At 72.0% G+C, this 26,568-nt stretch carries 26 protein-coding genes; 15 read left to right on the top strand and 11 right to left on the bottom strand.

From position 1 onward, the window contains the following. Positions 1-240: 240 nt before the first annotated feature. Positions 241-630, bottom strand: coding sequence for a VOC family protein (locus M8J74_RS37590; protein WP_249840732.1), 390 nt, complete (start codon positions 628-630; stop codon positions 241-243). Between the two features lie 111 nt (positions 631-741). On the opposite strand from M8J74_RS37590, the gene M8J74_RS37585 reads away from it, so the two are divergent. The 6 genes from M8J74_RS37585 to M8J74_RS37560 all read left to right on the top strand — a co-directional run bounded on the left by M8J74_RS37585 (position 742) and on the right by M8J74_RS37560 (position 6,860). After that, a complete protein-coding gene (locus M8J74_RS37585; protein ID WP_249840731.1) occupies positions 742-1,452 on the top strand; it encodes a ThuA domain-containing protein in 711 nt (236 codons plus the stop codon). Then, the gene (locus M8J74_RS37580; RefSeq protein ID WP_249840730.1) at positions 1,422-2,528 is read left to right on the top strand and encodes a Gfo/Idh/MocA family protein; all 1,107 of its coding nucleotides are present in this window, start codon (positions 1,422-1,424) and stop codon (positions 2,526-2,528) included. The genes M8J74_RS37585 and M8J74_RS37580 overlap by 31 nt, the downstream gene beginning before the upstream one ends. A 92-nt stretch (positions 2,529-2,620) precedes the next feature. Continuing rightward, positions 2,621-3,385 (top strand): sulfite exporter TauE/SafE family protein, encoded by a 765-nt coding sequence (locus M8J74_RS37575; RefSeq protein ID WP_249840729.1) that lies wholly within the window; start codon positions 2,621-2,623, stop codon positions 3,383-3,385. A 156-nt stretch (positions 3,386-3,541) separates the two neighbouring features. Continuing rightward, on the top strand, positions 3,542-4,879 hold the full coding sequence (locus M8J74_RS37570; protein WP_249840728.1) for a gluconate:H+ symporter: 1,338 nt from the start codon (positions 3,542-3,544) through the stop codon (positions 4,877-4,879). Between the two features lie 40 nt (positions 4,880-4,919). Then, positions 4,920-6,248, top strand: coding sequence for an enolase C-terminal domain-like protein (locus tag M8J74_RS37565; protein ID WP_249840727.1), 1,329 nt, complete (start codon positions 4,920-4,922; stop codon positions 6,246-6,248). A 39-nt stretch (positions 6,249-6,287) separates the two neighbouring features. Next, positions 6,288-6,860 carry a GNAT family N-acetyltransferase gene (locus tag M8J74_RS37560; protein WP_249840726.1) on the top strand — a complete coding sequence of 191 codons (573 nt, stop codon included), beginning with the start codon at positions 6,288-6,290 and terminating at the stop codon, positions 6,858-6,860. Positions 6,861-6,864: 4 nt separating this feature from the next. Here M8J74_RS37560 and M8J74_RS37555 read toward each other — a convergent pair whose 3' ends face one another. Beyond that, positions 6,865-7,302: a VOC family protein gene (locus M8J74_RS37555; protein WP_249840725.1), complete on the bottom strand. Its 438-nt coding sequence runs from the start codon at positions 7,300-7,302 to the stop codon at positions 6,865-6,867. A 66-nt stretch (positions 7,303-7,368) separates the two neighbouring features. Between M8J74_RS37555 and argG the strand changes: the two genes are divergently transcribed. Together argG and M8J74_RS37545 are read left to right on the top strand one after the other, a co-directional pair. Continuing rightward, a complete protein-coding gene (gene argG, locus M8J74_RS37550; protein WP_249840733.1) occupies positions 7,369-8,823 on the top strand; it encodes an argininosuccinate synthase in 1,455 nt (484 codons plus the stop codon). 224 nt (positions 8,824-9,047) lie between these two features. After that, positions 9,048-10,148 (top strand): NAD(P)/FAD-dependent oxidoreductase, encoded by a 1,101-nt coding sequence (locus M8J74_RS37545; RefSeq protein WP_249840724.1) that lies wholly within the window; start codon positions 9,048-9,050, stop codon positions 10,146-10,148. Positions 10,149-10,170: 22 nt separating this feature from the next. Here M8J74_RS37545 and M8J74_RS37540 read toward each other — a convergent pair whose 3' ends face one another. Then, positions 10,171-11,544, bottom strand: coding sequence for a Tat pathway signal sequence domain protein (locus tag M8J74_RS37540; protein ID WP_249840723.1), 1,374 nt, complete (start codon positions 11,542-11,544; stop codon positions 10,171-10,173). A 192-nt stretch (positions 11,545-11,736) separates the two neighbouring features. Here M8J74_RS37540 and M8J74_RS37535 point away from each other — a divergent pair, with 192 nt between their 5' ends. Both M8J74_RS37535 and M8J74_RS37530 read left to right on the top strand, forming a co-directional pair. Beyond that, positions 11,737-12,342, top strand: coding sequence for a PadR family transcriptional regulator (locus tag M8J74_RS37535; protein WP_249840722.1), 606 nt, complete (start codon positions 11,737-11,739; stop codon positions 12,340-12,342). Positions 12,343-12,503: 161 nt separating this feature from the next. Then, positions 12,504-13,205, top strand: a complete 702-nt coding sequence (locus M8J74_RS37530; RefSeq protein ID WP_249840721.1) for an SDR family oxidoreductase — start codon at positions 12,504-12,506, stop codon at positions 13,203-13,205. A gap of 4 nt (positions 13,206-13,209) precedes the next feature. On the opposite strand, the gene M8J74_RS37525 is transcribed toward M8J74_RS37530, so the two are convergent. Then, entirely contained in the window at positions 13,210-13,617 is a 408-nt protein-coding gene (locus M8J74_RS37525; protein ID WP_249840720.1) for an ATP-binding protein, read from the bottom strand. A gap of 376 nt (positions 13,618-13,993) precedes the next feature. Here M8J74_RS37525 and M8J74_RS37520 point away from each other — a divergent pair, with 376 nt between their 5' ends. Further along, the gene (locus M8J74_RS37520; protein ID WP_249840719.1) at positions 13,994-14,500 is read left to right on the top strand and encodes a MarR family winged helix-turn-helix transcriptional regulator; all 507 of its coding nucleotides are present in this window, start codon (positions 13,994-13,996) and stop codon (positions 14,498-14,500) included. A gap of 30 nt (positions 14,501-14,530) precedes the next feature. On the opposite strand, the gene M8J74_RS37515 is transcribed toward M8J74_RS37520, so the two are convergent. After that, positions 14,531-14,725, bottom strand: a complete 195-nt coding sequence (locus M8J74_RS37515; protein ID WP_249840718.1) for a hypothetical protein — start codon at positions 14,723-14,725, stop codon at positions 14,531-14,533. A gap of 204 nt (positions 14,726-14,929) precedes the next feature. Between M8J74_RS37515 and M8J74_RS37510 the strand changes: the two genes are divergently transcribed. Further along, positions 14,930-15,790: a fructosamine kinase family protein gene (locus M8J74_RS37510; protein WP_249840717.1), complete on the top strand. Its 861-nt coding sequence runs from the start codon at positions 14,930-14,932 to the stop codon at positions 15,788-15,790. A gap of 15 nt (positions 15,791-15,805) precedes the next feature. On the opposite strand, the gene M8J74_RS37505 is transcribed toward M8J74_RS37510, so the two are convergent. After that, positions 15,806-16,762, bottom strand: coding sequence for a LysR family transcriptional regulator (locus tag M8J74_RS37505; protein ID WP_249840716.1), 957 nt, complete (start codon positions 16,760-16,762; stop codon positions 15,806-15,808). A gap of 122 nt (positions 16,763-16,884) precedes the next feature. Between M8J74_RS37505 and M8J74_RS37500 the strand changes: the two genes are divergently transcribed. Together M8J74_RS37500 and M8J74_RS37495 are read left to right on the top strand one after the other, a co-directional pair. Then, positions 16,885-17,580 (top strand): type 1 glutamine amidotransferase domain-containing protein, encoded by a 696-nt coding sequence (locus tag M8J74_RS37500; RefSeq protein WP_249840715.1) that lies wholly within the window; start codon positions 16,885-16,887, stop codon positions 17,578-17,580. 113 nt (positions 17,581-17,693) lie between these two features. Beyond that, positions 17,694-18,167 carry a carboxymuconolactone decarboxylase family protein gene (locus tag M8J74_RS37495; RefSeq protein WP_058921512.1) on the top strand — a complete coding sequence of 158 codons (474 nt, stop codon included), beginning with the start codon at positions 17,694-17,696 and terminating at the stop codon, positions 18,165-18,167. Between the two features lie 76 nt (positions 18,168-18,243). On the opposite strand, the gene M8J74_RS37490 is transcribed toward M8J74_RS37495, so the two are convergent. The 5 genes from M8J74_RS37490 to M8J74_RS37470 form a co-directional block, all read right to left on the bottom strand. Next, positions 18,244-19,989 carry an RICIN domain-containing protein gene (locus M8J74_RS37490; RefSeq protein ID WP_249840714.1) on the bottom strand — a complete coding sequence of 582 codons (1,746 nt, stop codon included), beginning with the start codon at positions 19,987-19,989 and terminating at the stop codon, positions 18,244-18,246. 106 nt (positions 19,990-20,095) lie between these two features. Further along, on the bottom strand, positions 20,096-20,857 hold the full coding sequence (locus M8J74_RS37485; protein WP_283949072.1) for a carbohydrate ABC transporter permease: 762 nt from the start codon (positions 20,855-20,857) through the stop codon (positions 20,096-20,098). 56 nt (positions 20,858-20,913) lie between these two features. Beyond that, on the bottom strand, positions 20,914-21,885 hold the full coding sequence (locus M8J74_RS37480) for a carbohydrate ABC transporter permease (RefSeq protein WP_058921509.1): 972 nt from the start codon (positions 21,883-21,885) through the stop codon (positions 20,914-20,916). A 7-nt stretch (positions 21,886-21,892) separates the two neighbouring features. After that, positions 21,893-23,143, bottom strand: coding sequence for a sugar ABC transporter substrate-binding protein (locus tag M8J74_RS37475; protein ID WP_249840712.1), 1,251 nt, complete (start codon positions 23,141-23,143; stop codon positions 21,893-21,895). A gap of 27 nt (positions 23,144-23,170) precedes the next feature. After that, positions 23,171-25,084 (bottom strand): glycoside hydrolase family 127 protein, encoded by a 1,914-nt coding sequence (locus M8J74_RS37470; RefSeq protein WP_249840711.1) that lies wholly within the window; start codon positions 25,082-25,084, stop codon positions 23,171-23,173. Between the two features lie 221 nt (positions 25,085-25,305). Here M8J74_RS37470 and M8J74_RS37465 point away from each other — a divergent pair, with 221 nt between their 5' ends. Next, positions 25,306-26,328, top strand: a complete 1,023-nt coding sequence (locus M8J74_RS37465) for a LacI family DNA-binding transcriptional regulator (RefSeq protein ID WP_249840710.1) — start codon at positions 25,306-25,308, stop codon at positions 26,326-26,328. The last annotated feature ends 240 nt before the right edge of the window (positions 26,329-26,568 follow it).

Genomic DNA, 26,568 nt, shown 5'->3' with positions numbered 1-26,568 from the left:
CGCGGCCGCCGCGAGGGCCAGCACGCCGCCGGTGAGCAGCGCGGTGCGCCGCCGCGCGGGCGGGGGAGGGACGGGCGCGTCACCGGTTGCGGTGCCGGCGCCGACCGCGGCTTGGGGCACGCCGGGCCTCCTGAGGGTCGTACGAGCAGGGCGACCGGTTGATCCTAAGCAGGTCCCGGAACGGCGGTCTCCCCTCTGACCAGGTCCTGACCGGGTACAGGGCCAGAATTCGGCCACTGTTCACCCGAGGTAGTCCGCCCGTCCTTCGTCGTCGATCTCGAAGGGGCCTGCGGGGATGACGCAGAACTCGTTGCCCTCGGGGTCGGCCATCACCAGGAACCCGCCCTCCGCGTACTGCTCCAGGCTGCGCCCGCCGAGCCGCTCGATCCGCTGCCGCTCCGCCGCAGGGTCGGGCGAGGTCACGTCGAAGTGCATCCGGTTCTTGCCCGCCTTGGCCGCCGTCGTGCGCTGGAAGCCCAGTCCCAGGCCCGCGTCCCGCCGCAGCCAGACGTACGGGCCCGTGCGGCCCACGACCGGGCGGCCGAGCAGCTCCGACCAGAACGCGGCGAGGCGCTCGGGGTCGGCGGCGTCGACGACGAGGGCATTGATGCGCAGAGGTGTGTCCGCCATGCCCCGATCCTCTCAAGCGGGGTGCCCGTATGCCGGAAGCCGGAGTCGTTCATGTGTACGCGCCCGCAAGGGCCGGTAGAACGAGAGGAGTTGCCGTACGAGGGAGTGGTCATGGTGCACAAGAGGGCCCTGGTGGTCCGGGGCGGGTGGGAGGGGCACCGGCCGGTCGAGGCCACCGAGCTGTTCCTCCCCTTCCTCCGGGACAACGGCTACGAGGTGAGGGTCGAGGAGTCGACCGAGGTCTACGGCGACAGCGCCGAGATGGAGCGCACCGACCTCGTCGTGCAGTGCGTCACCATGTCGGAGATCGCGCCGGAGCAGCTGGCCGGTCTCGGTGCGGCCGTCGTCGCCGGTACCGGCCTCACCGGCTGGCACGGCGGCATCGCCGACTCCTTCCGCGCCTCCTCGGACTATCTGCATCTGGTCGGCGGCCAGTTCGCCACCCATCCCGGCAAGGAGCCCTGCGAGCGACGCGGAGAGGCGGAGGACAACTTCCTGCCCTACAGCGTGCGGTTCACCGAGGCGGGCCGCACCCACCCGATCACCGCGGGGCTGGCGGACTTCGAGTTGGAGACCGAGCAGTACTGGGTGCTCCACGACGACCTGATCGACGTCCTGGCCACCACCACCCATCCGGTGCGGCCGTACGAGCCCTGGCACCGCCCGGTGACCTCGCCCGCCGTCTGGACCCGCCGCTGGGGTGCCGGACGCGTCGTCGTCACGACGCCGGGGCACAGCCTGGACGTCCTGCAACACCCCAGTGTCCGTACCGTCGTCGAGAGGGGAATGCTGTGGGCGACGCGCACCGCATCGGCATCGTAGGAGTCGGTTTCATATCCCGCGCCTACCTCGACACCCTCGCGCCGCACCCCGACGTCGAGGTCGTCGCGGTCGCCGACCTCGACACCTCCCGCGCGCAGGAGGTCGCCCGGCAGCTGCCCGGCGCGCGGCAGTCGAGCGTCGAGGGACTGCTCGACGCACCCGACCTGCAGACGGTGCTCAACCTCACCACCCCCGCCGCCCACGCCGACATCGCCCTCGGCGCCATCGCGCGGGGCAAGCACGTGTACACGGAGAAGCCGCTGGCCGACACCTTCGCCGGCGGGAAGGCCGTCGTCGAGGCCGCCGCGAAGGCCGGGACACTGGTCGGCTGCGCTCCGGACACGGTCCTGGGCACGGGCATCCAGACGGCCCGCGCCGCCCTCGACAAGGGGCTCGTCGGCCGCCCGCTGGCCGCGCAGGCCGTCATGGTCACACCGGGACACGAACGCTGGCACCCCCAGCCCGACTTCTACTACGCCCAGGGCGGCGGCCCGCTGCTGGACATGGGGCCCTACTACATCTCCGCCCTCGTCCAACTCCTCGGCCCGGTCCGGGCGGTGACCGGAGCGGCCGCCCGGCTGCGCGAGACGCGCGTCATCGGCAGCGGGCCGCGTGCCGGGGAGCGGATCGCGGTCGCGGTGGACACCCATGTCTCCGGTGTCCTCGAACACGACAACGGCGCCCTGTCCACCCTCACCACGAGCTTCGACGGCGTCGCGACCACGTCCGCCCCGATCGAGGTCCACGGCGAGACGGGCACGCTCGCGGTCCCCGACCCGAACCACTTCGACGGCCGGGTGCGCCACTTCGCGCTGGGCGGGACCGGCTGGCACGAGCTCGAACCGTCGGCGGGATACGCCGGCGGCAACCGGGGCGTCGGCCTGCTCGACCTCCTGCACGGCGGCCGGCCGCGCGCCGGCGGCGAACTCGCCCTGCACGTCCTGGAGACGATGACCGCCCTTCTGCGGTCGGCGGCCGAGGGCCGCCGCGTGACGCTGGAGACCACGGCGGAACGGCCCGCGCCGGTGCCGTTGATCCCGGTCGAGGCCTGGCAGGCGTCCTGGCGGCCCGCCTGACGTCCGTCTCTGTATGTAGACAACGTCTTGCATGCGGAACAGGGGTCGGCAAGGGTGATGCGTCCGCGTCCGCCTCCTGAAGGGACCCCTCCGTGTCCGCCGGCTCCGCCCTGCTGCTCGCCGTGGCGGGCGTCGCCTCCGGACTGGCGGGGTCGATCGCCGGCCTCGCCTCGCTCTTCAGTTACCCGGCCCTGCTGGCCGCCGGCCTGCCGCCCGTGTCCGCCAACGTCACCAACACGGTGGCCCTGTTCTTCAACACCGCGGGCACGGCGGCCGGTTCGCGCGAGGAACTGCGCGGGCAGGGCCGCAGACTCGCGCGCCTGGCACTGCTGTCGGCCGTCGGCGGCTCGGTCGGCGCGGCGCTGCTGCTCGGCACCCCGTCGTCGGCGTTCGAGCGGGTCGTGCCCTGGCTGATCGCCCTGGGCTCGGTGCTCATCCTGGTCCGTCAACCGCTGCGCCGGCTGGCCGAGGGGCGCCTGACGGACGGCGGCGGCCTGCGCACGGCTCTGCCGCTGACCTGCGCGGTGCTGCTCGTGGGGCTCTACGGCGGCTACTTCGGCGCCGCGTCCGGCGTGCTGATGCTCGCGGTGCTGTCCCTGTCCGCCGACGAGCCGCTGCGCGTGACCAACGCCGTGAAGAACATCGCCACCGGTGCGGCCAACGTCACCGCCGCGGTCGCCTACGCCTTCCTCGCCCCCGTCGACTGGCGGGCCGCGGCGGCCCTGGGCCTCGGATGCCTGGCCGGCAGCCGGTTGGGGCCGGTCGTCGTGCGCCGGCTGCCCGAGAAGCCGCTGCGGATCGCCATCGCGCTGGCCGGGCTGGGGCTCGCCGTCTCGCTGTGGCTGCGGGCCGGCTGACCGCCGTACCGCACCGACACGTGCACACCCATTGACCCCGGCATGTCGATCAACCTAGCCTCCGTCCTCATATGTAGACGGCGTCCCCATACAGGGATTCCATTCGAGGGAGTGAACCCCGCGCTCCCCACCGGTGGTTCGAAGGAGAACTGACGCATGCCGCTCGTCGTGGTCGGAATCAGCGTGCTGATCCTGCTCCTGCTGATGACCAAGTTCAGACTCAACGGCTTCGCCGCCCTGCTCCTCGTGGCCGTGGGCGTCGCCCTCGTCCAGGGCATCCCGCTGGAGAAGATCTCCGACGTCCTCGCCGAGGGCATCAGCGGCCAGATCGGCGACACGATGCTCACCATCGGGCTCGGCGCCATGGTCGGACGCGTGATGGGGGACTCCGGAGCGGCCCAGCGGATCGCCACCCGCCTCCTCGACGCGTGCGGCCCGCGCTGGGTGCAGGTGGCGATGGTGCTGACCGCCATGCTCATCGGCGTGACGATGTTCTACGAGGTCGCCTTCGTCATCATCGTGCCGGTGGCCTTCACCCTCGTCCGCGTCACCCGCTCCAACCTGCTGTGGGTCGGACTGCCCATGTCCATCGCCCTGTCCACCATGCACAGCTTCCTGCCGCCGCACCCCGGCCCGACCGCGGTGGCCGCCACCTTCCACGCCTCGGTCGGACTGACCCTGTTCTACGGCCTGTTCATCGCCGTGCCCGTCGGCGCGCTCATCGCCCTGACCTGGCCGCGCCTGCCCTTCGTCCGCGCGATGCACCCCGACGTCCCCAAGGGACTGGTCAGCGAGCGCGTCTTCGAGGACGAGGAGATGCCCGGCATGGGCTGGTCGCTCGCGATCGCCCTGCTGCCCGTCGTCCTGATCGCCGGCGCCGCGGTCACCGACCTCGCCACCTCCGGGTCGAGTCCGCTGCTGCACTTCGTCGCCTTCGTCGGCTCCGCCCCGATCGCCCTGCTGCTTACCCTCTGCCTCGCGGTGTGGGCGCTCGGCCCGCGCATCGGCCGCAGCCTCGCGGAGGTCGCCACCTCGTGCCGGGAGGCAGCCCAGGCGATGGCGATGATCCTGCTCGTCATCGGCGCCGGCGGCGCCTTCAAGAACGTCCTCGTCGAGGGCGGCATATCCGACTACATCAAGGACTCCACCGCGCACTGGTCGGTCTCGCCCATCATCCTGGCCTGGCTGATCGCCGCCATCCTGCGCGTGGCCCTGGGTTCGGCGACCGTCGCCGTCGTCACCGCCTCCGGTGTGGCGCTGCCGCTGCTCGCCGGCAGCGGGGTCCACCCCGAGGTCATGGTGCTCGCCGTCTCCTGCGGCTCCATCGCCTTCTCCCACGTCAACGACCCGGGCTTCTGGATGTTCAAGGAGTACTTCAACCTGTCGGTCGTCGACGCCATCAAGACGCGCACCACCTACACCACGGTCCTCGCCGTCCTCGGCCTCGGCGGTGTCCTGGTCCTGGAACAGGTGCTGGACGCCCTGCAGGTCTGACCGTCCCCCCGAACCCCCTCGCAGAACGGCAGTTCACCCCATGAGCCAACCCGTCGTCACGAAGTTCTCCGTCTGGCCGGTCGCCGGACGCGACTCCATGCTGCTGAACCTCTCCGGCGCACACGCCCCCTTCTTCACCCGCAACGTCGTCGTCCTGGAGGACTCCGAGGGCCGCACCGGCCTCGGCGAGGTGCCCGGCGGCGAGCAGATCACCCGGACCCTGCGCGAGGCCGAGCCACTCGTCGTCGGCGCGCGCCTCGGCGACCACCAGCGCGTCCTGAACGCCGTGCGGGCGGCCTTCGCCGACCGCGACGCGGGGGGCCGCGGCGCCCAGACCTTCGACCTGCGCACCACCGTCCACGCCGTCACCGCCGTCGAGTCGGCGCTGCTGGACCTGCTCGGCCAGCACCTGGAGGTGCCGGTCGCGGCCCTCCTCGGCGACGGCAAGCAGCGTGACGCGGTACGGGTCCTCGGCTACCTCTTCCACGTCGGCGACCCCGACCGCACCGACCTGGACTACCTGCGCGAACCGGAGTCGGACGTCGAGTGGTACCGCGTGCGGCGCGAGGAGGCCCTCACCACGGAGGCGATCGTCCACCAGGCCGAGGCCGCCCACGCCCACTACGGCTTCCGGGACTTCAAGCTCAAGGGCGGCGTCCTGTCCGGCGCCGACGAGGTCGCCACCGTACGGGCCCTGAAGGACCGCTTCCCCGAGGCCCGGATCACCCTCGACCCCAACGGCGCCTGGTCGCTGCGCGAGGCCGTCGAGCTGTGCCGGCCCCTGCTCGGCACCCTCGCCTACGCCGAGGACCCCTGCGGCGCCGAGGACGGCTACTCGGGCCGCGAGATCCTCGCCGAGTTCCGCCGCGCCACCGGACTGCCCACGGCCACCAACATGATCGCGACCGACTGGCGTCAGCTCACCCACGCCCTGGCCCTGCAGTCCGTGTCCATCCCGCTCGCCGACCCGCACTTCTGGACCATGCGGGGGTCGGTGCGGGTGGCCCAGCTCTGCCATGAGACGGGGCTGACCTGGGGCTGCCACTCCAACAACCACTTCGACATCTCGCTGGCGATGATGGCCCACTGCGGCGCCGCGGCCCCGGGCGAGTACAACGCGCTGGACACGCACTGGATCTGGCAGGAGGGACAGGAGCGGCTCACCGTCGCACCGCCGCGCATCGTCGCCGGCGAGGTCGCCATCCCCGACATCCCGGGCCTGGGCGTCCGCCTCGACCGCGACCGGCTCATGGCGGCCCACGAGCTGTACCGGGCCGAGGCGCTGTCGGGCCGCGACGACGCGATCGGCATGCGCTACCTGGTCCGGGACTGGGAGTTCGACCCCGAACGCCCCTGCCTGGTGCGCTGAAACCGGGCGCGGAGCGGCGGCCCGTGACACCGTGGGGGCATGACCATCGAGGTGCGCCCGGCGTCGGCCTTCGCGGACGTCCGTACGGTCCTGGGCCCCAAGTCGGCGACCGCCACCGTCTGTTGGTGCCTGAGCCACCGCATCCCGTCGAAGCTCGACCGCACGCTTCGGGGTCCGGCCCGCGGGGAGTACGTCGCCGAGCTGTGCCGTACCTCCCCGCCGCCGGGCGTGCTCGCCTACGACGGCGACGAGCCGGTCGGCTGGGCGGCCGTCGCCCCGCGCGCGGCCACCACCTACGCGCGCAGCCGGACCGTCCCGCACGTCGACGACCTGCCGGTGTGGTCGCTGTGGTGCATCCGGGTCCGCCCGGGCCACCGCGGACGGGGCGTCTCGCACGCCCTCATCGCCGGCGCGGTCGACTTCGCCCGCGCGCAGGGGGCCCCGGCGATCGAGGCCTACCCGCTCGACAGCGGCGGCGGCCGGGTGGACACCACCATGGCGTACGCCGGGATCCGCGCGAACTTCGAGCGCGCGGGGTTCGTCCACGCGGCCGACACCACCTCGGTGCCGGCCGGACATCCCCGCGTGCTGATGCGGCTCGACCTGCGGTGAGGGATCAGCCCGCGGAGGCGGCGGCGACGCAGAACTCGTTGCCCTCGGGGTCGGCCATCACGATGTGGTGCCCGTCGAACTCCTGAAGGACGCGCCCACCGGCCGCCACCAGCCGCCCGGCCTCGGCCCTGATCCGCGCCCACCGCTCCTCGGGGCCGCCGTGCCCCGGAACCCGGATGTCGATGTGGAGCCGGTTCTTCGCCGTCTTGGGCTCGGGCACCTTCAGGATGGACAGCCGGGGGCCGGTGCCGTCGGGGGCGCAGAGCCACGCGCCGTCGTCCGCCGACTCGTCCTCCGGGAGGTCGAACTGGGCCAGCCACTCCGCACGGGTGGCGAACGGAGGGGGCGGCGGCTCGTCGACGTAGCCCAGTGCCGTCTTCCAGAAGCGGGCCAGGAGCGGGGCGTCCGCGCAGTCGAGGGTGAGATCGATTCTGGCTGTCATGACCGGACCGTATCGGTTCCGCACCCCGGCTTTGCATGACCATGCGCCATCATGCATACTCTTCCTATGTCCAAGGTCCTCACCTCCCTGCCCGCCGGCGAGCGCGTCGGTATCGCCTTCTCCGGCGGCCTCGACACCTCCGTCGCCGTCGCGTGGATGCGCGACAAGGGCGCCGTCCCGTGCACCTACACCGCCGACATCGGCCAGTACGACGAGCCCGACATCGCTTCGGTGCCCGGTCGCGCGAAGAACTACGGTGCCGAGATCGCGCGCCTGGTCGACTGCCGCGCGGCGCTGGTCGAGGAGGGCCTGGCCGCACTGACCTGCGGCGCGTTCCACATCCGCTCCGGCGGTCGCGCCTACTTCAACACCACGCCGCTCGGCCGTGCCGTCACCGGCACGCTGCTGGTGCGGGCCATGCTCGAGGACGACGTCCAGATCTGGGGCGACGGCTCGACCTTCAAGGGCAACGACATCGAGCGGTTCTACCGCTACGGCCTGCTCGCCAACCCCAACCTGCGGATCTACAAGCCCTGGCTGGACGCGGACTTCGTCACCGAGCTCGGCGGCCGCAAGGAGATGTCGGAGTGGCTGGTCGCGCACGACCTGCCCTACCGCGACAGCACGGAGAAGGCGTACTCCACCGACGCCAACATCTGGGGCGCCACCCACGAGGCCAAGACCCTGGAGCACCTGGACACCGGCATCGAGACCGTGGAGCCCATCATGGGCGTCCGGTTCTGGGACCCCGCCGTCGAGATCGCACCCGAGGACGTGACGATCGGCTTCGACCAGGGCCGCCCGGTGACGGTCAACGGCAAGGAGTTCGCCTCCGCCGTCGACCTGGTCATGGAGGCCAACGCCATCGGCGGCCGGCACGGCCTGGGCATGTCCGACCAGATCGAGAACCGCATCATCGAGGCCAAGAGCCGCGGCATCTACGAGGCCCCCGGCATGGCCCTGCTGCACGCGGCCTACGAGCGCCTGGTCAACGCCATCCACAACGAGGACACCCTCGCCCAGTACCACAACGAGGGCCGTCGCCTCGGCCGGCTGATGTACGAGGGCCGCTGGCTGGACCCGCAGGCGCTGATGATCCGCGAGTCGCTGCAGCGCTGGGTCGGCTCGGCGATCACCGGCGAGGTCACCCTGCGGCTGCGGCGCGGCGAGGACTACTCGATCCTCGACACCACGGGCCCGGCGTTCAGCTACCACCCCGACAAGCTGTCGATGGAGCGCACCGAGGACTCCGCGTTCGGTCCCGTCGACCGCATCGGCCAGCTCACCATGCGCAACCTCGACATCGCCGACTCCCGCGCCAAGCTGGAGCAGTACGTCGGCCTCGGCCTGATCGGCACCGGCAGCCCCACCATCGGCGCCTCCCAGGCCGCCGCGACCGGGCTCATCGGCACCATGCCGGAGCTGCCCGAGGGCGGCGCCGAGGCCATCGCCTCCCGCGGCGAGGTCTCCGAGGACGAGGCGCTGCTGGACCGCGCCGCGATGGAGTCCGGCACGGACTGACGGAAGCGGCCGCAGGAAGGCCGGCCCCGCGCCGAAAGGCGCCGGGCCGGCCTTCCGCCGTAGGAGGGGGGCGTGCGCGCCCCCGTCACGCTTCACACAATGCGCACACGCCTCCATGGAAGCTTTAGAGTTCAAGCGCTACGCTCGTCGCCAGTCCGAGTGGCCGAGGAAGCCCCACGTGTCCGGCTGCTCGCTTCCCCACGAGCAGGCACAGGAGAGTCGTTGTGCACGACAGCGACGTAGTGGTGATCGGCGGCGGCTACGCGGGCGTCCGCGTGGCCAGACGGCTGGACGCGACCGCGCGGGTCACGCTGGTGGACCGCAAGGACGTCTTCTTCCACCGCATCGCCTCGCTGCGGGCCGGTGTGCGCCCGGAGTGGTCGGTGACCCCGTTCATCCCCTACGACCGCCTGCTGGCCAACGGCCGGGTGGTGGTGGGCAAGGCCCTGCGGATCGACACCGGCGCGCGTGAGGTGGTCCTGGCGACGGGGGAGCGGCTGCCGTACGACGTGGTCGTGATCGCCACCGGCGCCGACTACCCCGAACCGGCCCGGTTCACGGGAACCACCACCGAGGAGACCCTCAAGACCTTCGCCGAGCACCAGCAGAAGATCGCCGGCGCCGACCACGTCCTGGTCGTCGGCGGCGGCCCCTCCGGGGTCGAACTCAGCGCCGAGATACGCCTGGCCCGGCCGGACGTCCGGATCACCCTCGCCCACTCCGGCACCGAACTCCTGCACAACACCGGCGTCGAGCGCGCCGGACGCCGGGCGCGGGCCTGGCTGGAGGACCACGACGTGGACGTACGGCTCGACTCCTTCATGTCGCCCGGCAACGACTTCGGCACCTACCGCGACGCCCGCGGCAAGGTCCTCTCCGCCGACCTGTCCTTCTGGGCCACCGGCACCACGCCCAACACCCTCTGGCTGCGGCTCGGCGGGCACGGCGACTGGCTCAACGCCGCCGGGCACGTGAGGGTCGACCGCACCCTCCGCGTCGAGGGACGGCGGGACGTCTTCGCGGTCGGTGACGTCAACGACGCCACCGAACTCAAGATCACCCCGGCCGCCCTCGCGCAGGCCGACCTCGCCGCCTGGAACATCCGCACCCACCTCAACAGCGCCGGCAGACACCGCAGGGAACCCCGCCTCTACCGGCCCGTCCACCGCACCCCGATCATCGTGCCCTTCGGCGCGGGCGACGGACTGACCATCGTGCCGGTGCCCGGCGCGAGCGCCGTCCTCGGCACCCGCACCTCCGTACTGGTCAAGGCGAAGACCCTCATGACGCCGTACATGCGGCGCCAGCTCGGCTACACCGCCTGACCCGCGCGCCCGGCACCGGCGCTCAGGCCGACAGGGGGTTCACGCGCGTCGCCGCCAGCAGGTACCAGGCGGTGGCACCCGTGTGCCGGTAGGGGTAGTAGCCGAACCCGAAACCGGTGTCGATCGGGCTGCTCGCCGAGACGACACCCGAGCCCTCGGGAACCGCCCCGCCGCCGAGGGTCTGGCCGCCGCCGAGCAGTTCCTGCGCGCGCTCGATCGAGGTGAGCAGCCGGCGCGCCCGCGCCCCGTCACCGGGGGCCCGGCGACAGCGCAGGGCCAGCGCCAGGTGGGCCGTGCCCTCGAACCAGACGCCGTTGCGGTCGGGCTTGGGCTGCCACTGCGCGATGGGGGCGTCCTCGTTCGCCGACAGACTGGCCGAGCTGAAGGTGACGCCCTCGTACGACTGCCCTTGCGGCACCGTGCTGTTGGGGCGTTCGGCGCTGTCCAGGACGGCGAGTTCGGTGGCGGCCCAGTCCAGCGAACGGGAGTGGGCGGGGGAGCGCAGGGCGAGGTGGGTCCAGGTCTGGGTGTCCTCGGGGATCGGCGACCTGTTGATCGTCACGCCGTCGTTCGTGCCGGTGTAGAAGAAGCCGCCGGACGGCTCCCACATCCCGCGCACGAAGGCGGCCGCACGCGCCCGCCGTTCGAGCCACACCTTGTCCCCGGTCAGCCGGGCGAGCCGGCCGAACAGGCCGACCAGGTCGGTGTTGTGCTCGGTCGAGGTGAAGGGCAGCTTCTCGTCGGCGCCGTTCACGCCGAACTTGTAGCCGCCGAGCGGCTCGTCGGTGCGGCCGACGCGCTCGATCCACTCGCCGATCCGCACGGCGCCGGTGAGGAAGCGCCGTCGGCCGGTGCGTGCGGCGAGGGTGCTCAGCGCGATCCCGGCCCACGCCATGTCGCCCACGGCGGTGCCGGTGAAGCCGAACTGGCTGCCCACGTTGACCGTGCCGTCCGCCCGCACGAAGCCGTCCGGCTGCGGCGAACCGTCGAAGAAGGTGTACGGCCCGACGTTGTAGGCCTGCCGCAGCCTGCCGTCGTCGTGGGCGGGGTCGTGGGCCTGGGCGTAGAGCAGCGCGTCGCCCAGCGCCGTCGCCCGTGAACGGCCCTCGGCCGTGCCGGTGGCGAGCAGCGCGAGGATCACGAGCGCGTTGTCGTAGGTGAACGCGGTGCTGAACAGGCCGGCCTGGTCGGTGTAGCTCTGCGCCAGCCGGATCGTGCCGTGCTCGGGATAGGCGTCCATGGCGGCGGCGAGGAAGCCGGACGCCCGGCGCGGGGCGGAGGCCGTGCGGTCCGCCGCCGTCGCCGTCCCGCCCGTGGTGAGGACCGCGGCGCCGACGCCGAGTCCGGTGCCGATGAGCGCGCGTCGGCTGAGGCCGGGGCCGTGGCTGCCGGTCATGGATCTCCTCGGGAGTGTGGGAGTGAGCGACTCTTGAGAGCGCTCTCAAGGATGCGCGCTCATTGTGCTGTGGAGGGGGTGCCCGGTCAACGCCTGTCACGCGGGAATCACTTGGCGGGCGGGTGTGCCTGCCCTGCCGCCGCCGGTGGGCGGCCGCCGTGTCGATGAGTCGACGCGGTGTAATTTGGGCCGATGGCATTGCGCAACGCGGTGATGGCCGCACTCCTGGAGGGCGAGGCGTCCGGCTACGACCTCGCCAAGGGCTTCGAGGCGTCCGTCGCCAACTTCTGGATGGCGACCCCGCAGCAGCTCTACCGGGAGCTGGAGCGCATGGAGAGTGAGGGGCTGGTCTCGGCGCGCGTCGTGCACCAGGAACGCCGCCCCAACAAGCGGCTGTTCTCGCTCACAGAGGCGGGCTACGAGGTCCTGCGCGACTACGTCCTGGACGCCCCGGCCAAACCGCTGGCGATCCGCGACGAGCTGATGGTCAGGGTGCAGTGCGTCGACATCGCCGACGCCGAGGCCGTCGACGCGGTACGGGCCGCGGTCGCCGAGCGCGTCGAGCGGGCCACGGCCAAGCTCGCCCGCTACGAGCGGCTGCGGGAGCGGCTGCTCGACGGGCGGGACGAGGACGAGTTCTTCGCCCGGGCCGAACGCATCGGCCCCTATCTCACCCTCCTGGGCGGCCTGGCGCTGGAGCGGGCCAACGTGCAGTGGGGAGAGGCGGCTCTCCGGCGCCTCGACGGCCGGGCGCGGACGCTGCGGCGGTCGCAGGCGCGCGCCGACGCCCGCCGATGAGCGGAGCCTGAGGAACCTCACGTATTCCCTTCAAAGCCGACGGTCGAGTGTGACCGTCGGCTCACCCGGCTGCCTTGAGATGAGGAAACCGATCGGTTTACAGTGGCTGGCGCGAGCGGAAACCGATCGGTTTACCGAGACCACAGAGCTGGGAGTCAGTCATGACCGCGATCAAGGACGCAGTCGTTCTCGTCACCGGCGGCAGCCGGGGCATCGGCAAGGCGCTGGTGGAGGAGCTGTACGCGCGCGGCGCCGCGAAGGTGTACGCCACGGCCCGCGACCCGCGCACGGTGACCCACCCCGACGCCGTCCCCCTGGCGCTGGAGGTCACCGACCCGCAGTCGGTAGCGGCCGCCGCGGCACAGGCCCAGGACGTCACCGTCCTGGTCAACAACGCCGGAGTCTCCGTCGGCGGCCCCTTCCTGACCACCCCGGTGGAGGACGTGCGCCGCGAGTTCGAGATCAATTTCTACGGGCCGCTCCTGGTCACCCGCGCCTTCGTGCCGGTCCTCGAACGCAACGGCGGCGGACACGTCCTCAACGTCCACTCCGTGCTGTCCTGGCTGGGCAACGCCGGTTCCTACAGCGCGTCCAAGGCCGCCCTGTGGCAGCAGACCAACTCCCTGCGCCTGGAGCTGAGTCCGCGCGGCATCGCGGTGACCGGTCTGCACGTCGGATACGTCGACACCGACCTCACCGCGCGCATCGACGCGCCCAAGTCCACCGCCCACGACGTCGCCGCGCTCGCCCTCGACGGCGTCGAGAACGACGCGTACGAGGTGCTCGCCGACGACCTGTCGCGGCAGGTGAAGGCGGGCCTGTCCGGAGAACTCGCGGACCTCTACCCGCAGTTGGCGCAGTAACGCCTCACCGCGCGGTGTCGCCCACCAGCGCCCACACCGTCTTGCCGTACCGCCCCCGGTGCCGTACGCCCCACGTCCGCGCCACCTGGTCGACCAGGTGCAGACCGTGGCCGCGCTCGTCGTCCGAGCCGGGCGCGGACTGCAGGACGGGCTGCGCGGGGCTCGCGTCGGAGACGGCGATGAGGCAGGAGCCGTCCGCCCGTGCCGTCACCGACAGTTCGAACTCCCGCTGCAGTATGGGACCGTGCCGGACGACGTTGGCGGCCAGCTCGGAGGCCAGCAGGACGACGTCCTCCGTGAGCGTGTCGCCCTCGGCGTAGCCCCACGTGGCCAGATGCTGCCGGACCCGATGCCGGGCGAAGCCGACCGAAGCCGGATGCCTGGGCAGCCGCAAGGCCTCCCGTCTCAGCATGAGCGTCTCCTCCCCGATCGACGCCGAAAAAGCCCCCACTGGAAGAGCGCACAGTGGCAGATCAATGTCACCGCGCCCACGACGCGCAAAGGAATCCGGCCATTTCCGGGCCTTCGGCGAAGCGTCGGAAGATCTCCGCACACTCCCGGCCGACCGGCCGGTCGCAGACCGCGGCAGCCGCCAAAATGAGCAGCTCAGACGGCATGCGGCAGGGGAAGGCACCGAACTGCGGACGAGCGGGCGCCGACGGCCGGGGCGAGTCGGCGATTGTCGCCGGCGCGTGGTCAGAATGGCCGACTCGCGCGGGTGCAAAGGCGTGCGTCGCCAGGCCGAGCTGTGAGTGAGGCGTCGAACGGCACCTGGCTAGAGTGAGCGCATGTCCGTGACGCCGCGCTGGCTCGATGCCGAGGAACGACGGGCCTGGCTGGCCTACGTCGACTTCTCCACCCTCCTCGCCGACCATCTCAACCGGCAGCTGCGGCGGGACGCCGGCATGACGCACGCCGACTACAGCCTCTTGGTCCACCTCTCCGCGGCACCCGACGGCGCCCTCGGCATGTCCGAGCTGGCGCAGCGGCTGAAGATCACCCGCAGCCGGCTGACCCACGCGGTGAACCGGCTGCGGGAGGCCCGCCTGGTGGACCGGCGTGAGGACCCCGCCGACGGCCGCGGCCAGATCGCCGTCCTCACGGACGAGGGGCGGACCCTGCTGGAGCGGGCCGCGCCGGGCCACGTGGAGGCCGTCCGCCAGGCGGTGTTCGACGCCCTGACCCCGGAGCAGGTCCGCCAGTTCGCGGAGATCGGAGAGGCCATCAGCGACGCCCTGCACCGCGCCGAGAACGCCGGGGAGGACCCGACGACCCTGCCGTGGCGCCGCCGCTGAACGTGCCCGGGCGCCATCAGCCGACAGGCGCTAGGCGCGGGTGTCTCGGCTCAGCAGCTCGTCGAGGTGTGTGGTGGTCTCCTCCTGCTCGTACGTTCGCGGCCTGCGGCGGTGGTGGAGCGCGCCGTTCATCATGGCCAGGGCCAGGCAGAACAGGAGCGCCAGTGCCAGGCCGGAGCAGAAGGCGGCGAGCGTGTTCATCGTGGCGATGTGGTGACCCGGCATGCGAGTCACCCCCCTCACGATGAGGTCTTTCACCGCTGCGGGTACCCGTGAACGGGTGGGCCATGACCACGGGCGTGATCGTGGGCACGACCGGCCGTCCCTCGCGGGGACTGTCCGTACGCTGGAACCTGTGCGCCTCTTTCACTTCCGCGTGACACACCTTGTCCGGACGCCTTCCGGCACGACGGGGTGCGGAGGCCTCGCATGAGCGAGCGGACGCCGGGCGCGGTCGCGGCGCGGTTCACCGGGTGCGATGTGCGCGGTGAGCGCCGGCTGACGGGTGCGCTCACCGAGGTCGGTCTGGACGGCGGCCGGACGGTCGTCGTCAAGCGCGGCGATGCGCCCGGCGCGGTGCGTGCCGAGGCGGCGGGGCTGCGCTGGCTGGCCGAGGCCGACGCGGTCCGGGTGCCCGAGGTCCATGGGTACGACGAGAACTGGCTGGTCACGGACCTGGTTCCGCGCGGTCGGCCGACGGCCGCGGCGGCGCGGGCGCTGGGGCGGGAGCTGGCAGCTCTGCACGCCACCGGCGCACCCGCGTTCGGCGCGCCGCCGCCCGACGGCCCCGTGGACGCGTTCATCGGCCTCGCCCCCCTGCGCAACGCCCGCGGCACCGACTGGCCCCGCTGGTACGCCGAGCACCGCGTGCTGCCGTATCTGCGCTCCGCCGTCGACGGGGGCACGATCCGCCCCGCCGAGTCGGCCGTGGTGGAACGCGTCTGCGAACGGCTCCCCGAACTCGCCGGTCCCGCCGAGCCGCCCGCCCGCCTGCACGGCGACCTGTGGAACGGCAACGTGCTGTGGGGTGCCGACGGACACGCCTGGCTGATCGACCCGGCCGCGCACGGCGGGCACCGCGAGACCGACCTGGCGATGCTCCACCTCTTCGGCTGCCCGCACCTGGAGGACGTCCTCGACGGCTACCGGCGAGCCGCGCCCCTCGCCGAGGGCTGGCAGGACCGCGTCGGACTGCACCAGCTGTTCCCGCTGCTGGTGCACACGGTCCTGTTCGGGCGCGGGTACGCCGAACAGGCGCTGGCGACGGCGCGAGCGGCCCTGCGGCGATGACCGCGAAGCCGCTGCTCACCAGTCCCGTGCCGCCCGCAGCAGATGGTCGCGTACGACGTCCACATCCGGGTTGGCCGAGGCGCCGGGGCGCTGCACCAGGAACCCGGTGTTGATCGGCGGGTCGGCCGGATCGTGCAGCAGGACCAGCGCGCCGGAGCCGAGGTCGGCGGCGCACAGGTAGCGGGGGAGGACCGTGAAGCCCGCGCCGCCGACGACCGCCGCCCTGACCGCGTGCAGGTCGGGCACCGTGACCGCGGCCTGCCGCACCAGCCGCCGGCCGAAGACATGGCGCCAGTAGCGGCGGACGATCGGCAGGTCCTCGGCGTACGCGATCAGCGGGACGCCGTGCAGCGCCGCGGGCCCGTCCGCGGCGACGCGGGCCGGGCCGCCGACGCGCTCCGCCCACGCCGGGGAGGCGACCAGCACGAATTCCTCGTCCATGAGGGGGGTCGCCGCCAGGGCCCGGCCGCGCGGCCGGAAGGTCGCGATCACCAGGTCGTAGTGGCCGGCCCGGAGGTCGTCGAGGAGCGGCTCGGTCAGACCGGGCGTGATGCGCAGCCGTACCCCTCGGTCGACGAGGGGCGCGAGGTCCGGCAGGACGCAACGGGTCAGCAGTTCGTTCGGCCCGGCCAGGTGCACCGGCTCCGGCGGCCGGTTCTCGCCCGCGCCCCCCGGGCCGGTGACCGTGGCGAGGGAGTCCAGGGGCCCCACCACACGGGAGGCGAGCTCGTCGGCGTACGGGACGGGGGAGGCCCCGCGGGCCTGCCGCTCGAACAGCTCCCGGCCCAACTGCCGTTCCAGCGTGCGCACCTGCGTGGTGACGGTCGGCTGCGACAACCCGAGCAGACGGGCCGCGGCCGTGAAGGAACCGGTGCGGTAGACGGCCAGGAACGTGCGCAGGAGGTTCAGGTCGAGCGCGGCGGCGCCCGCCTGCTCCGCTCCTTCCCGGCCATTGGTCTCCCTATGCCTCATATGTATGAGCCTATTGGAATCCAATGGATGGGGAAGGTTACGGTCGAGACCATCGCCGTGCCGGCGATCCGCTCGCGCGGGAGGCGGCACGGCCACCACCGGCGACCATCGAGAGAGACACCATGTCGAAGATCCTGTTCGTGATGACCGGCGCCGACCACTGGACGCTGGCCGACGGCACCCTGCACCCCACCGGCTTCTGGGCCGAGGAGGCCGTCGCCCCCTACGAGGCGTTCAAGGCCGCGGGCCACGAGATCGTCGTGGCCACCCCGGGCGGCGTGGTGCCCACCGTGGACAAGGGCAGCCTCGCCGCCGAGGTCAACGGCGGCCAGGAGAACGCCGACCGGATCGCCGGCGTGCTCGACGCGGCGCAGGAGCTGCGCAACCCGATCCGGCTGGAGGACGTCGACCTCGACGACTACGCCGCCGTCTTCTACCCCGGCGGCCACGGCCCCATGGAGGACCTCGCCGTCAACCCCGAGTCGGGCAGGCTCCTGACCTCCGCCCTCGAGTCCGGCAAGCCCCTGGGCGTCGTCTGCCACGCCCCGGCCGCCCTGCTCGCCGCCACCGGCGCGGACGGCGCCAACGCCTTCGCCGGGTACCGGGTGGCGGCGTTCACCAACGCCGAGGAGACCCAGGCCGGCTTCGCCGACAAGGCCAAGTGGCTGCTGCAGGACCGGCTGACCGAGGCGGGCGTGCAGGTGCAGGCCGGCGAGCCGTGGGCGCCGAACGTCGTCCTCGACCGCAATCTGGTCACCGGCCAGAACCCCGCGTCCTCCGCCCCGCTCGCCGCCGAACTGCTGAAGGCGCTGGGCTGAACCGGGGCCACAGCACCCCCACTTGGTGAGGCGCAGGTCACATTCCTTCCTGTCACATCCCGTCGGGCCGCTCCGTCAATGAGGTGTAACCGACGACGACACAGGAGCGGACCATGGAAGCTCGCCTGAACCTCTTCGAGAACCCCGTTGCCGCCAAGATCTTCCGGTACGTCAACTCCGCGGGCCGGGTGCTGTCCGAGTCGACGCTGCCGGCGGCGACGCAGGAACTGGTCAAGCTCCGCGCCAGCCAGATCAACGGCTGCGGCTTCTGCACCGACATGCACACCAAGGACGCCCTCGCCGCGGGGGAGACGCAGCAGCGGCTCCACCTGGTCGCCGCCTGGCGCGAGGCCAAGGTGTTCACCGAGGCCGAGCGGGCGGCCCTGGAGCTGGCGGAGGAGGGCACCCGGATCGCCGACGCGGCCGGCGGGGTCCCGGACGAGGTGTGGGCCAACGCCGCCAAGCACTACGACGAGGACCAGCTGGCGGCTCTGGTGGCCGCCATCGCCCTGATCAACATGTACAACCGGTTCAACGTCCTCGTGCAGCAGCCGGCCGGCGACTACCAGCCCGGCCAGTTCGGCTGACCTCAAAGGCCCGATGCCGAGCGCGCGCACTGCCGCGCTCGGCATCGGGCCTTCTGCTGTGCCGCCCCGGTGGGGCTCATCGTGAGGTGAGCCTCCACAGATGGTCGGCCGTGCCGTTGTCGCTCCACTGCAGGACCCGGGCGCCGGAGGCGGTGCTCATACCGTTCACGCCGAGCAGCAGACCGCTGTTGTAGTTGGCGATCTTGTAGGAGCCGCCGCCGTCCGGGATCAGCTGCCACAGGTGGTCGGCCGTTCCGTTGTCACCCCAGATCACCGCGGTTCCGCCGTCGCCGGTGCTCATGTCGGTGATGCCCAGGAGCAGACCGCTCGCCTGCTGCTGGATCTTGTACAGCCCGTTTCCGGCCGCAACCAGCGTCCAGTTCTGGTCGGTGCCGGTGCTGGAGGCGGCCTGGACGACGGCGGTGCCCTGTGCGGTGCCCGCGCCGCTGGTGTCCAGTGCCAGTCCGCTGTTCCTGTTGGTGATCTGGTAGCGCCCGGCCAGCGAGGTCGCGGTGCCGCTGGGCGTGATCACCAGGTGGTAGCCGTCGGAGGCGTTCATCGTGACGGGTACGGTGATCGACCCGTTCGTCACCGGGTAGTCGGCGTCCGAGACGGTGATCGGCCCGGACACGGCCGTCGTACGGCCCCTGGACGAGGTGTACTCCAGTTTGACGTGCACGGTGGAGCCGAAGGCGGGCAGCGAGGACAGGCCGTTGACGGTGACGGCACAGGAGCCGGTGCAGCCGCCGGTGACCACGCTGATCTGGTCGCCGGAGGCGTTGCGCGAGGCGAAGCCGTCGATGCCCGTCTGCGCCGGGGGCGTGGTGACCAGCATGTTCCCGGACATGTCGCCGTACCACCGGTAGAGCCAGTACGAGCCGTTCGGGGAGGCGCCGGTGTCGGTGAGGGTGTCGCCGAGGGTGCCGTAGTGGTTCCAGAAGGCCAGTTCGGCGTCGTGGACGCCGGCCCGCTCGAACTTGGCGACATAGCCGGCCAGCGGCCCGGGCACGCCGACCTCGCTCGGGGTGCCGTACTCCTCGATCGCGATCGGGCGCGGGCTGATGCCGAGGCTCGACTCCAGGGCCCGGTATGCGGAGACGTGCGCGGCGATGTTCTGCGCACCCTGCAGCTCGTGCCAGGCGATGATGTCCGGCACGGTGCCGCTCGCCTTGGCGTCGGTGAGGAAGGTGCTCATCCAGGACTGGTTCCAGGCCGAGTGACTCGGGCCCTGGATGGGCGTCTTGGTGTCCTTGGCGCGGACCTCCTTGTACGTCCGTGCCCAGCCGGCGTCGAACGCGCCCGCGTGGGTGGTGTCCCAGGTCCAGTCGGGCTCGTTCCACAGCTCGTACGCGGCGATGTTCGTGGCGCCGGAGGACTGCACGGAGGCGACCTGCTTGTCCACCGCCGACAGCCAGTCGCTCCAGCTCACCCATTTGTAGGGGAAGTTCGGATACCAGTCGGGCATCCGGACGACCACCTTGGCGCCCGCTCTCGCCGCCTTCGAGGCCACCACCAGGGCGTCACCGGCCGGCCTGGGCTCGCCGTTGGGCAGCTGGGAGCCGCCCGGCGCCATCTGGACGAAGGTGTTGGGCTTGAGCGGGGTGACCAGGCCGTCGGCCGGGGTGCTCGCGTCGGCGAGGCCGTAGAGGCTGCCGCTCGCCACATGGGTGACCGGACGCAGGGTCTGCGCTGCGCTGACGACCAGGGTGGTGGCGGCGGTGGGGGCCGCCTGGGCGGGGGAGGCGGTGGCGAGCGCGGCCGCGGTCAGGGCGGCGGCGCCGAGCGCGGCGGTCAGGTGTACGGGCGGTCTTGTGCGGCTCATGAGAGGGGATCTCCTCACGGAGTCGGTTGGGGGCGCGCCCCTTCAGGGGCGCGGGGAACGGCGCGACCAGCCACGACGAGGCCGCGGACGGCCGGCGACGAACGGCCTAGTCCTTCACGGCGCCGGCTGTCACGCCCGCGGCGACGTACCGTTGCGCGAGCACCAGCAGGACGGTGGCCGGGACGGACGCGACGACGGCGGTGGCCATGATCGCGTTCCACTCCTGGTTGTTGTTGCCGATGTACTGGTAGATGCCGAGGGTGATCGGCCGCAGATCGCCGCCGCCGTCGAGGGTGTTGGCGAAGACGAAGTCGGACCAGGCCCACAGGAAGCTGAACAGGGACACGGTGACCAGGGCGTTGCGGCTGACCGGCAGCACGACCGACCAGAAGGTGCGGAAGGTGCCGGCGCCGTCGATCCGGGAGGCGGCGATGAGCTCGCCGGGGATGCCCGACATGAACGCCGTGAAGATCATGACGCCGAACGGCACGGCGATGGTGGAGTCCGCGACGATCAGCCCCCACCAGGAGTTGAGCAGACCGAGGTCCAGGAAGATGCCGTAGAAGCCCATCGCCATGACGATCCCCGGGACCATCTGCGCGATCAGCAGGGCCAGTCCGAGTGCGCCGCCCCCGCGCGGGCGGAGCTTCGCCAGCGAGTAGCCGGCCGGGGCCGCGAGGACGAGGGTCAGGGCCACGGTGCCCAGACCGATCAGCAGGCTGGTGCCCAGGTAGGGCAACTGGTCGTCCAGGACGGCCCGGTAGCCCTCGAAGGTGGGGTGCAGCGGCAACAGGTCGGGCGGGTCCTTGCGCATGTCCTGCTGCGGGGTGAGGGAGACGTTCACCATCCAGTACACCGGGAACAGCATGAGCGCGGTCAGCACGACGCCGATGACGGTGTGACGGCGGCCGGTGGAAGGGGACTTCACGCTTCCTGCCTCCTCTGGACGCGGATGTACAGCAGCCCGAAGACGAGCGCGATGAGGATGAGGATGTTGCCGACCGCGGCCCCCGGGCCGAACTTGGGCAGCAGGGTGCCGAACCCGAGCTGGTACGACCACGTCGCCAGGGTCGAGGAGGCGTCGCCCGGACCGCCCTTCGTCATGATCCAGATCAGGTCGAACACCTTCAGCGTGTAGACCAGCCCCAGCAGCAGGGTGATCGCCGACACCGGGCGCAGCAGCGGGAAGGTGATCCGGCGGAACTGCTGCCAGGCGCTCGCCCCGTCCAGCGCCGCCGCCTCGTACAGCTCCGCGGGGATGTTCTGCAGCCCGCTGTAGAGGATGACCAGGTTGAACGGGATGCCGATCCAGATGTTGGCGACGATCACCGACGTCAGTGCCCAGTCCGGCGAGGTCAGCCAGCCGACCGGGCTCACGCCGAGGAAGTGCAGGAAGTAGTTCACCACCCCCGACTCGCTGTTGAACATCCACGACCACGACGACGCCGACACGATCAGCGGCAGCAGCCACGGGATCAGGAACAGCGCGCGCAGGGTGGGCGCGAGCCGGAAGTGGCGGTTGAAGAAGACCGCGAGGGCGAGCCCGATGGCGTACTGGAAGGCGATCGACACGAAGGTGAAGACCATCGTGTGCCGCATCGCCGGGCCGAACGTCGGATCGTCCAGCACCGTACGGAAGTTGTGCCAGCCGGAGAACGGCGCGTCGCCCGCCACGAACGACCGCACGGTGTAGTCCCGCAGGCTCAGGTCGAGGTTGCGGTAGAGCGGGTAGACGTAGAAGGCGGCGAGGTAGGCGAGCAGCGGGGTGACGAAGGCGAGCGCGGTCAGACGGCTCCTGCGCCGGTGACGGCGGCGCAGGGACGATGCGTCGGCGCCGCCCGCCCCCGCCGCGGCGGACGGTGCCCGCCGCGGACGGTCGACCCGGGCGATGGTCATGCCGGTCCTAGCCCTTCTGCGCGCTCTGCTGGGCGGTGGCCAGGGCGTCCTGCGGGCTCTTGCCGCCCGACAGCGCCGCCTGGACGGCGGTCCACATCGGCTGCGAAATGGTCGGGTACTTGGTGCCGAGGCCGCCGCTGGTCCGTCCGCGGGCCGCGGCCACCGCGTCCACCCACGGCTTGAGCTTCGGGTTCTGCTTGACCTGTGTCGCCTGTACGGCGGCCGTGGGTGCGATGTACTGCAGCGTCGTGTCGGTCGGCAGCAGGTTGGCGTCGCTGGTCAGACACGTGACGATCTTCTTGCTGACGTCGTAGCGCCCGGTGTCCTTCTGCACGGGCACCGTCACGAACTCCCCGCCCGTCGGCACCGGCGCCGAACCGCCGTTCTGTGCGGGGATGTTGATGATGCCGTAGTCGAAGCCGGCCTTCTCGGCGTTGCCCAGCTGCCAGGTGCCGTTCTCGCCGAACGCGTACTCGCCGGTGGCGAACTCCTGCCAGCTGGTGGTCTGCGTGTTCTGCAGGACGTCCTTGGGCGCGTACCCCGCCTCGACCCACTGCTTCCACAGGGACAGTGCGGCGACCCCCTTGGCGGAGTCGAGCTTCGTCAGGTCGCCGCCCGCGCCCCAGAACCAGGGCAGGAACTGGAAGCTGCCCTCCTCGGTGTTGATCGCCGAGAAGGTGATGCCCTTCTTGCCTGCCCCCTTGACCTTCTTCAGCGCGGCCGTGAGGGAGTTCCAGTCCTTGACGGACGCGGGGTCGACGCCGGCGGCGGACAGGACCTTCTTGTTGTAGTAGAGGGCCAGGGTGTTGGCGCCGATCGGCACCCCGTAGGAGGCGCCGTCGAGGGTGCCCGCGCCGATGATGTTCTTCTGGATCGACTTCGTGTCCAGGCCCAGGTCGCTCGTCTTGTTGAGGATCCCGGCCTCCACCAGCGTGGAGACGACCGGGTTGTCGACGAGCATGACGTCCGGCGCGTTGCCCTGCTGCGCGGCCAGCAGGGCCTTGTTGCCGAGGTCGGTGGTGTCGTAGGCGGTCCGCTTCAGCTTCACCCCGGCCTTCGTCCCGCACGAGGTCACGAGCTTTCCCCAGGCCGAGGAGGCGTTGAACTGGGGGTAGGGATCCCAGAAGGCGTACGTTCCCCCGGACCCGCCCGACGAGGAGCCGGAGGACGAGCTGGAACCCCCTCCGCAGGCGGTGAGGGAGGCGAGGGTGCCGACGGCGGCGAGCGCCGCCAGGAGAGTACGGCGGGTGGGTATCACGGGGTGACCTCGTTGTCGTAGGGGGTGTCAGGAGGTGGGGAGCCAGACGCGCATGCTGCCGTCCTCGCGGTTGGCCCAGGCGTAGTAGGGGATCGCGGTCAACTCCACCGACTCGCCGCCCTGTTCGGCAGTGGTGTCGGCGGAGGTGTACGGCCACCAGCCCCGGTCGGGGATGCGGCGCCGCCGCCCGGCGGCCACCACGGTGGTGATGCCGCCGAGCAGGTCCGGCCGGTGCTTCACGGCGAGCGGGCGGGAGGTGTCCAGGACGATGTCGTCCAGACCGCCGCCGGGATGGTCGACCTGCTCCAGGCAGTGGACGAGCGGCCCGCGTTCGATCGCCACGCAGCCGCGCACCGCGTCCACCCGCGGATCCGCCGCGGTCAGCCGGGGCTCCATCGAGAGCTCCAGCACGACCCGGTCGCCGGGCGCCCAGGTCCGCTCCAGCCGCAGCCAGCCGTCGTCCGCGGGCGCGTCGTACGTCTCCTCGCCGCAGCGCACCCGGAAGTCGCGGCACCACTGCGGGATGCGCAGCGACAGCGTCCAGGGGCGGTCGGTGGGCGTGCCCTCGACGGTGAGGGCGACCGTGCCGTCCCAGGGGTAGTCGGTCTCGGCACGCACGACGACCGGGCCCGAGGTGTAGCGGCCGGTGACGTACTGGTGGATCTGCAGGCCCTCGCCGTCACCGGAGGCGAGATAGTGCTCCAGGCCGGCCAGCAGGCGCATCGCGTTCGGCGGGCAGCAGGCGCAGCGGAACCATCGGGTGCGGCGCGCGGACTGGTCGCCGCCCGGGTCGGTGTGGCCGTCGCGGACCTGCAACGGGTTGACGTACAGCCAGCGTTCGCCGTCCAGCGAGACACCGGCCAGGAAGCCGTTGAAGAGGGTGCGTTCGACCAGGTCGGAGTAGCGGGCCTCGCCGGTGAGCAGGGCCATGCGCCAGCTCCACTGGATCGAGGCGATCGCGGCGCAGGTCTCGCAGTAGGCGCGCTCGTTGGGCAGTTCGTAGGGGTCGCCGAAGTCCTCCCAGTCGTGGTGGGCGCCCAGGCCGCCGGTGATGTGGGTCTTGGCGGTGGTCATGGCGTGCCACAACCGCTCGGCGGCCGCCCGCAGTTCGGGCTCGCCGGTCTCGGCGGCCAGGTCGGCGACGGCGGCCAGCAGGTACAATTGCCGTACGGCATGGCCCTCGACGTCGTCCGCCTCGCGCACCGGCACCCGGTCCTGGCAGTACGCCTCGCCGCCGAGCAGGCCGTGGCCGTGCCGGTCGACGAAGTAGCCGGCCAGGTCGAGATAGCGGCGCTCGCCGGTCTCCCGGTACAGCTCCACCAGCGCGGTCTCCACCTCGGGGTGGCCGTCGATGCCGTCGATCTCCTTGCCGCTGCCCGGCGGGCCGAAGACCGCGTCGATGTGGTCGGCGAACCTCACCGCCACGTCGAGGAGTTCGGTGCGCCCGGTGGCCCGGTGGTGGGCGACGGCGGCCTGGAGGAGATGGCCCGCGCAGTACAGTTCGTGGCCCCAGCGCAGGTCCTGGTAGCGCTCGCCGCCCTTGACCAGCTGGAACCAGGTGTTGAGATAGCCGTCGGGCCGCTGGGCGGCGGCGACCAGGGAGACGATCCGGTCGACGTCCGCCTCCAGTTGCGGCGACCGGCCCTGCGCGAGCTGCCAGGCCGCGGCCTCCAGCCACTTGTAGACGTCGGTGTCCACGAACGGGTACGCGCCCTGGAACTCGCCCTCGGCCGTGCCCGCCGCGAGCCGCAGGTTGTGCAGGTTGCCGGCGGACTCCAGCAGGCCGGGGCCCTGCGGGATGGACGTGCCGGCGTTGACCTCGCGCCGCGACCGCCAGAAGCCGTCGGCCACTTCGGCCGTGGCGGGGCGCAGTGCGGCACGCGCGTCGGGGCCGAGCCGGATCGGGCCGGCGGGGCGCTGGGCGGCGGGGGTGCGGGGCATGGCTCTCCGGAGGGGGGAAGGCGTGGGAGCGAGTCGACGACTGGGCAACGGTTTGAGCAACCGTTTTCCTCGTCGAAGAGTAGAGAGGAGGCGGGGAACCCCGGTCAAGGCTCCTGCGTAAGGTTTCTCTTGTTTCCCCAGGGTTGGCACTCGATGTCGGCGCCTGCGACCATGGGCCGCGGTCGACCCGTCGGACACCACCGTTGAGAAAAGGATTGCCCGTGACTGAAGCCGCTCCCCGTTCCCCTTCCGCAGGCCGGGCGAAGCTCGCCGACGTTGCCGCGCTGGCCGGCGTCAGTGTGGGCACGGCCTCCAAGGCGCTGAGCGGCAGCGGCCGGATGCGTCCGGAGACCCGGCAGCGGGTGCTGGACGCCGTGGAGCGGCTCGGGTTCCGCCCCAACCAGCACGCGCAGAGCCTGCACACCGGCCGCAGCTGGACGGTCGGGCTGATGACGACGGACGGCATCGGCCGCTTCAGCACCCCGGTCCTGCTGGGCGCCGAGGACGCGCTGGGCGCCGGGAAGATCTCCGTGCTGCTGTGCGACACCCGGGGCGACACCATCCGGGAACAGCACCACCTGCGCAACCTCATGGACCGGCGGGTCGACGGCATCATCGTCACCGGCCGCCGCACCGACCCGCGCCCGCCCCTGAGCGGGGTCGAGGGCATTCCGATCGTCTACGCCCTCTCGCCGTCCACCGACCCGTCCGACACCTCGGTCGCCTCGGACGACCGGGGCGGCGCCCAGCTCGCCGTCGAGCACCTGATCGCCACCGGGCGCACCCGGATCGCCCATGTCACCGGCCCCGAGCACCACGCGGCCGCCCGCGACCGCGCCCGCCACGCCGTCGACGTCCTCGACCGCTCCGGCCTGCGGCTCTCCGCCGGTCGCGTCCACTTCGGGGAGTGGAGCGAGGCATGGGGCCGCAGGGCGGCGGACGCGGTGCTGCGCACGGCGCCCGACACGGACGCCTTCTTCTGCGGCAACGACCAGATAGCCCGGGGCGTCGCCGACGCGCTGCGCGAGCGCGGCCTGGACGTCCCCGGAAAGATCGCGGTCGTCGGCTACGACAACTGGGACACCATGGCCCTGGCCTGCCGCCCGCCCCTCACCACGATCGACATGAACCTCACCGAGATCGGCCGCATCGCCGCCCTGAAACTGCTGGAGGCCATCGACGCCGAACCGACACCCGGGGTGCACACGGTGCCGTGCCGGCTGGTGGTGCGAGAGTCGACATGAGCGACCGGGCGCGGGGGTCCCGGCGAGGCGTCGGTGCGGCTGGGCGCGGGGGGCCCGGCGAGGCGTCGGTGCGTCCGGGCGCGGGGGTCCCGGCGACGGGTCGGTGCGTCCGGGGGCACCAGCTCGGCCACCGGTCCGGCGACCGGCGTGCTCGGGGCCGCGAACCCTCTGCCGGGCGGAGCGGGGCCGCTCCCGGCTGACCGGATCTTGCGCTCAGGGTCCGGCATGCTCGGGGCCACC

The organism is Streptomyces panaciradicis (assembly GCF_023516615.1).
Lineage (GTDB): Bacteria > Actinomycetota > Actinomycetes > Streptomycetales > Streptomycetaceae > Streptomyces > Streptomyces panaciradicis.
This window is presented reverse-complemented; position numbering and strand designations above follow the sequence as displayed.

Bases quoted from the DNA above. Each gene is read 5' to 3' on its own strand.
- M8J74_RS37590 (WP_249840732.1), bottom strand. From the start codon at position 630: ATGGCGGACACACCTCTGCGCATCAATGCCCTCGTCGTCGACGCCGCC.
- M8J74_RS37585 (WP_249840731.1), top strand. From the start codon at position 742: ATGGTGCACAAGAGGGCCCTGGTGGTCCGGGGCGGGTGGGAGGGGCAC.
- M8J74_RS37570 (WP_249840728.1), top strand. From the start codon at position 3,542: ATGCCGCTCGTCGTGGTCGGAATCAGCGTGCTGATCCTGCTCCTGCTG.
- M8J74_RS37565 (WP_249840727.1), top strand. From the start codon at position 4,920: ATGAGCCAACCCGTCGTCACGAAGTTCTCCGTCTGGCCGGTCGCCGGA.
- M8J74_RS37560 (WP_249840726.1), top strand. From the start codon at position 6,288: ATGACCATCGAGGTGCGCCCGGCGTCGGCCTTCGCGGACGTCCGTACG.
- M8J74_RS37555 (WP_249840725.1), bottom strand. From the start codon at position 7,302: ATGACAGCCAGAATCGATCTCACCCTCGACTGCGCGGACGCCCCGCTC.
- argG (WP_249840733.1), top strand. From the start codon at position 7,369: ATGTCCAAGGTCCTCACCTCCCTGCCCGCCGGCGAGCGCGTCGGTATC.
- M8J74_RS37540 (WP_249840723.1), bottom strand. From the start codon at position 11,544: ATGACCGGCAGCCACGGCCCCGGCCTCAGCCGACGCGCGCTCATCGGC.
- M8J74_RS37535 (WP_249840722.1), top strand. From the start codon at position 11,737: ATGGCATTGCGCAACGCGGTGATGGCCGCACTCCTGGAGGGCGAGGCG.
- M8J74_RS37530 (WP_249840721.1), top strand. From the start codon at position 12,504: ATGACCGCGATCAAGGACGCAGTCGTTCTCGTCACCGGCGGCAGCCGG.
- M8J74_RS37525 (WP_249840720.1), bottom strand. From the start codon at position 13,617: ATGCTGAGACGGGAGGCCTTGCGGCTGCCCAGGCATCCGGCTTCGGTC.
- M8J74_RS37520 (WP_249840719.1), top strand. From the start codon at position 13,994: ATGTCCGTGACGCCGCGCTGGCTCGATGCCGAGGAACGACGGGCCTGG.
- M8J74_RS37515 (WP_249840718.1), bottom strand. From the start codon at position 14,725: ATGCCGGGTCACCACATCGCCACGATGAACACGCTCGCCGCCTTCTGC.
- M8J74_RS37510 (WP_249840717.1), top strand. From the start codon at position 14,930: ATGAGCGAGCGGACGCCGGGCGCGGTCGCGGCGCGGTTCACCGGGTGC.
- M8J74_RS37505 (WP_249840716.1), bottom strand. From the start codon at position 16,762: ATGAGGCATAGGGAGACCAATGGCCGGGAAGGAGCGGAGCAGGCGGGC.
- M8J74_RS37500 (WP_249840715.1), top strand. From the start codon at position 16,885: ATGTCGAAGATCCTGTTCGTGATGACCGGCGCCGACCACTGGACGCTG.
- M8J74_RS37495 (WP_058921512.1), top strand. From the start codon at position 17,694: ATGGAAGCTCGCCTGAACCTCTTCGAGAACCCCGTTGCCGCCAAGATC.
- M8J74_RS37490 (WP_249840714.1), bottom strand. From the start codon at position 19,989: ATGAGCCGCACAAGACCGCCCGTACACCTGACCGCCGCGCTCGGCGCC.
- M8J74_RS37485 (WP_283949072.1), bottom strand. From the start codon at position 20,857: ATGCTGTTCCCGGTGTACTGGATGGTGAACGTCTCCCTCACCCCGCAG.
- M8J74_RS37480 (WP_058921509.1), bottom strand. From the start codon at position 21,885: ATGACCATCGCCCGGGTCGACCGTCCGCGGCGGGCACCGTCCGCCGCG.
- M8J74_RS37470 (WP_249840711.1), bottom strand. From the start codon at position 25,084: ATGCCCCGCACCCCCGCCGCCCAGCGCCCCGCCGGCCCGATCCGGCTC.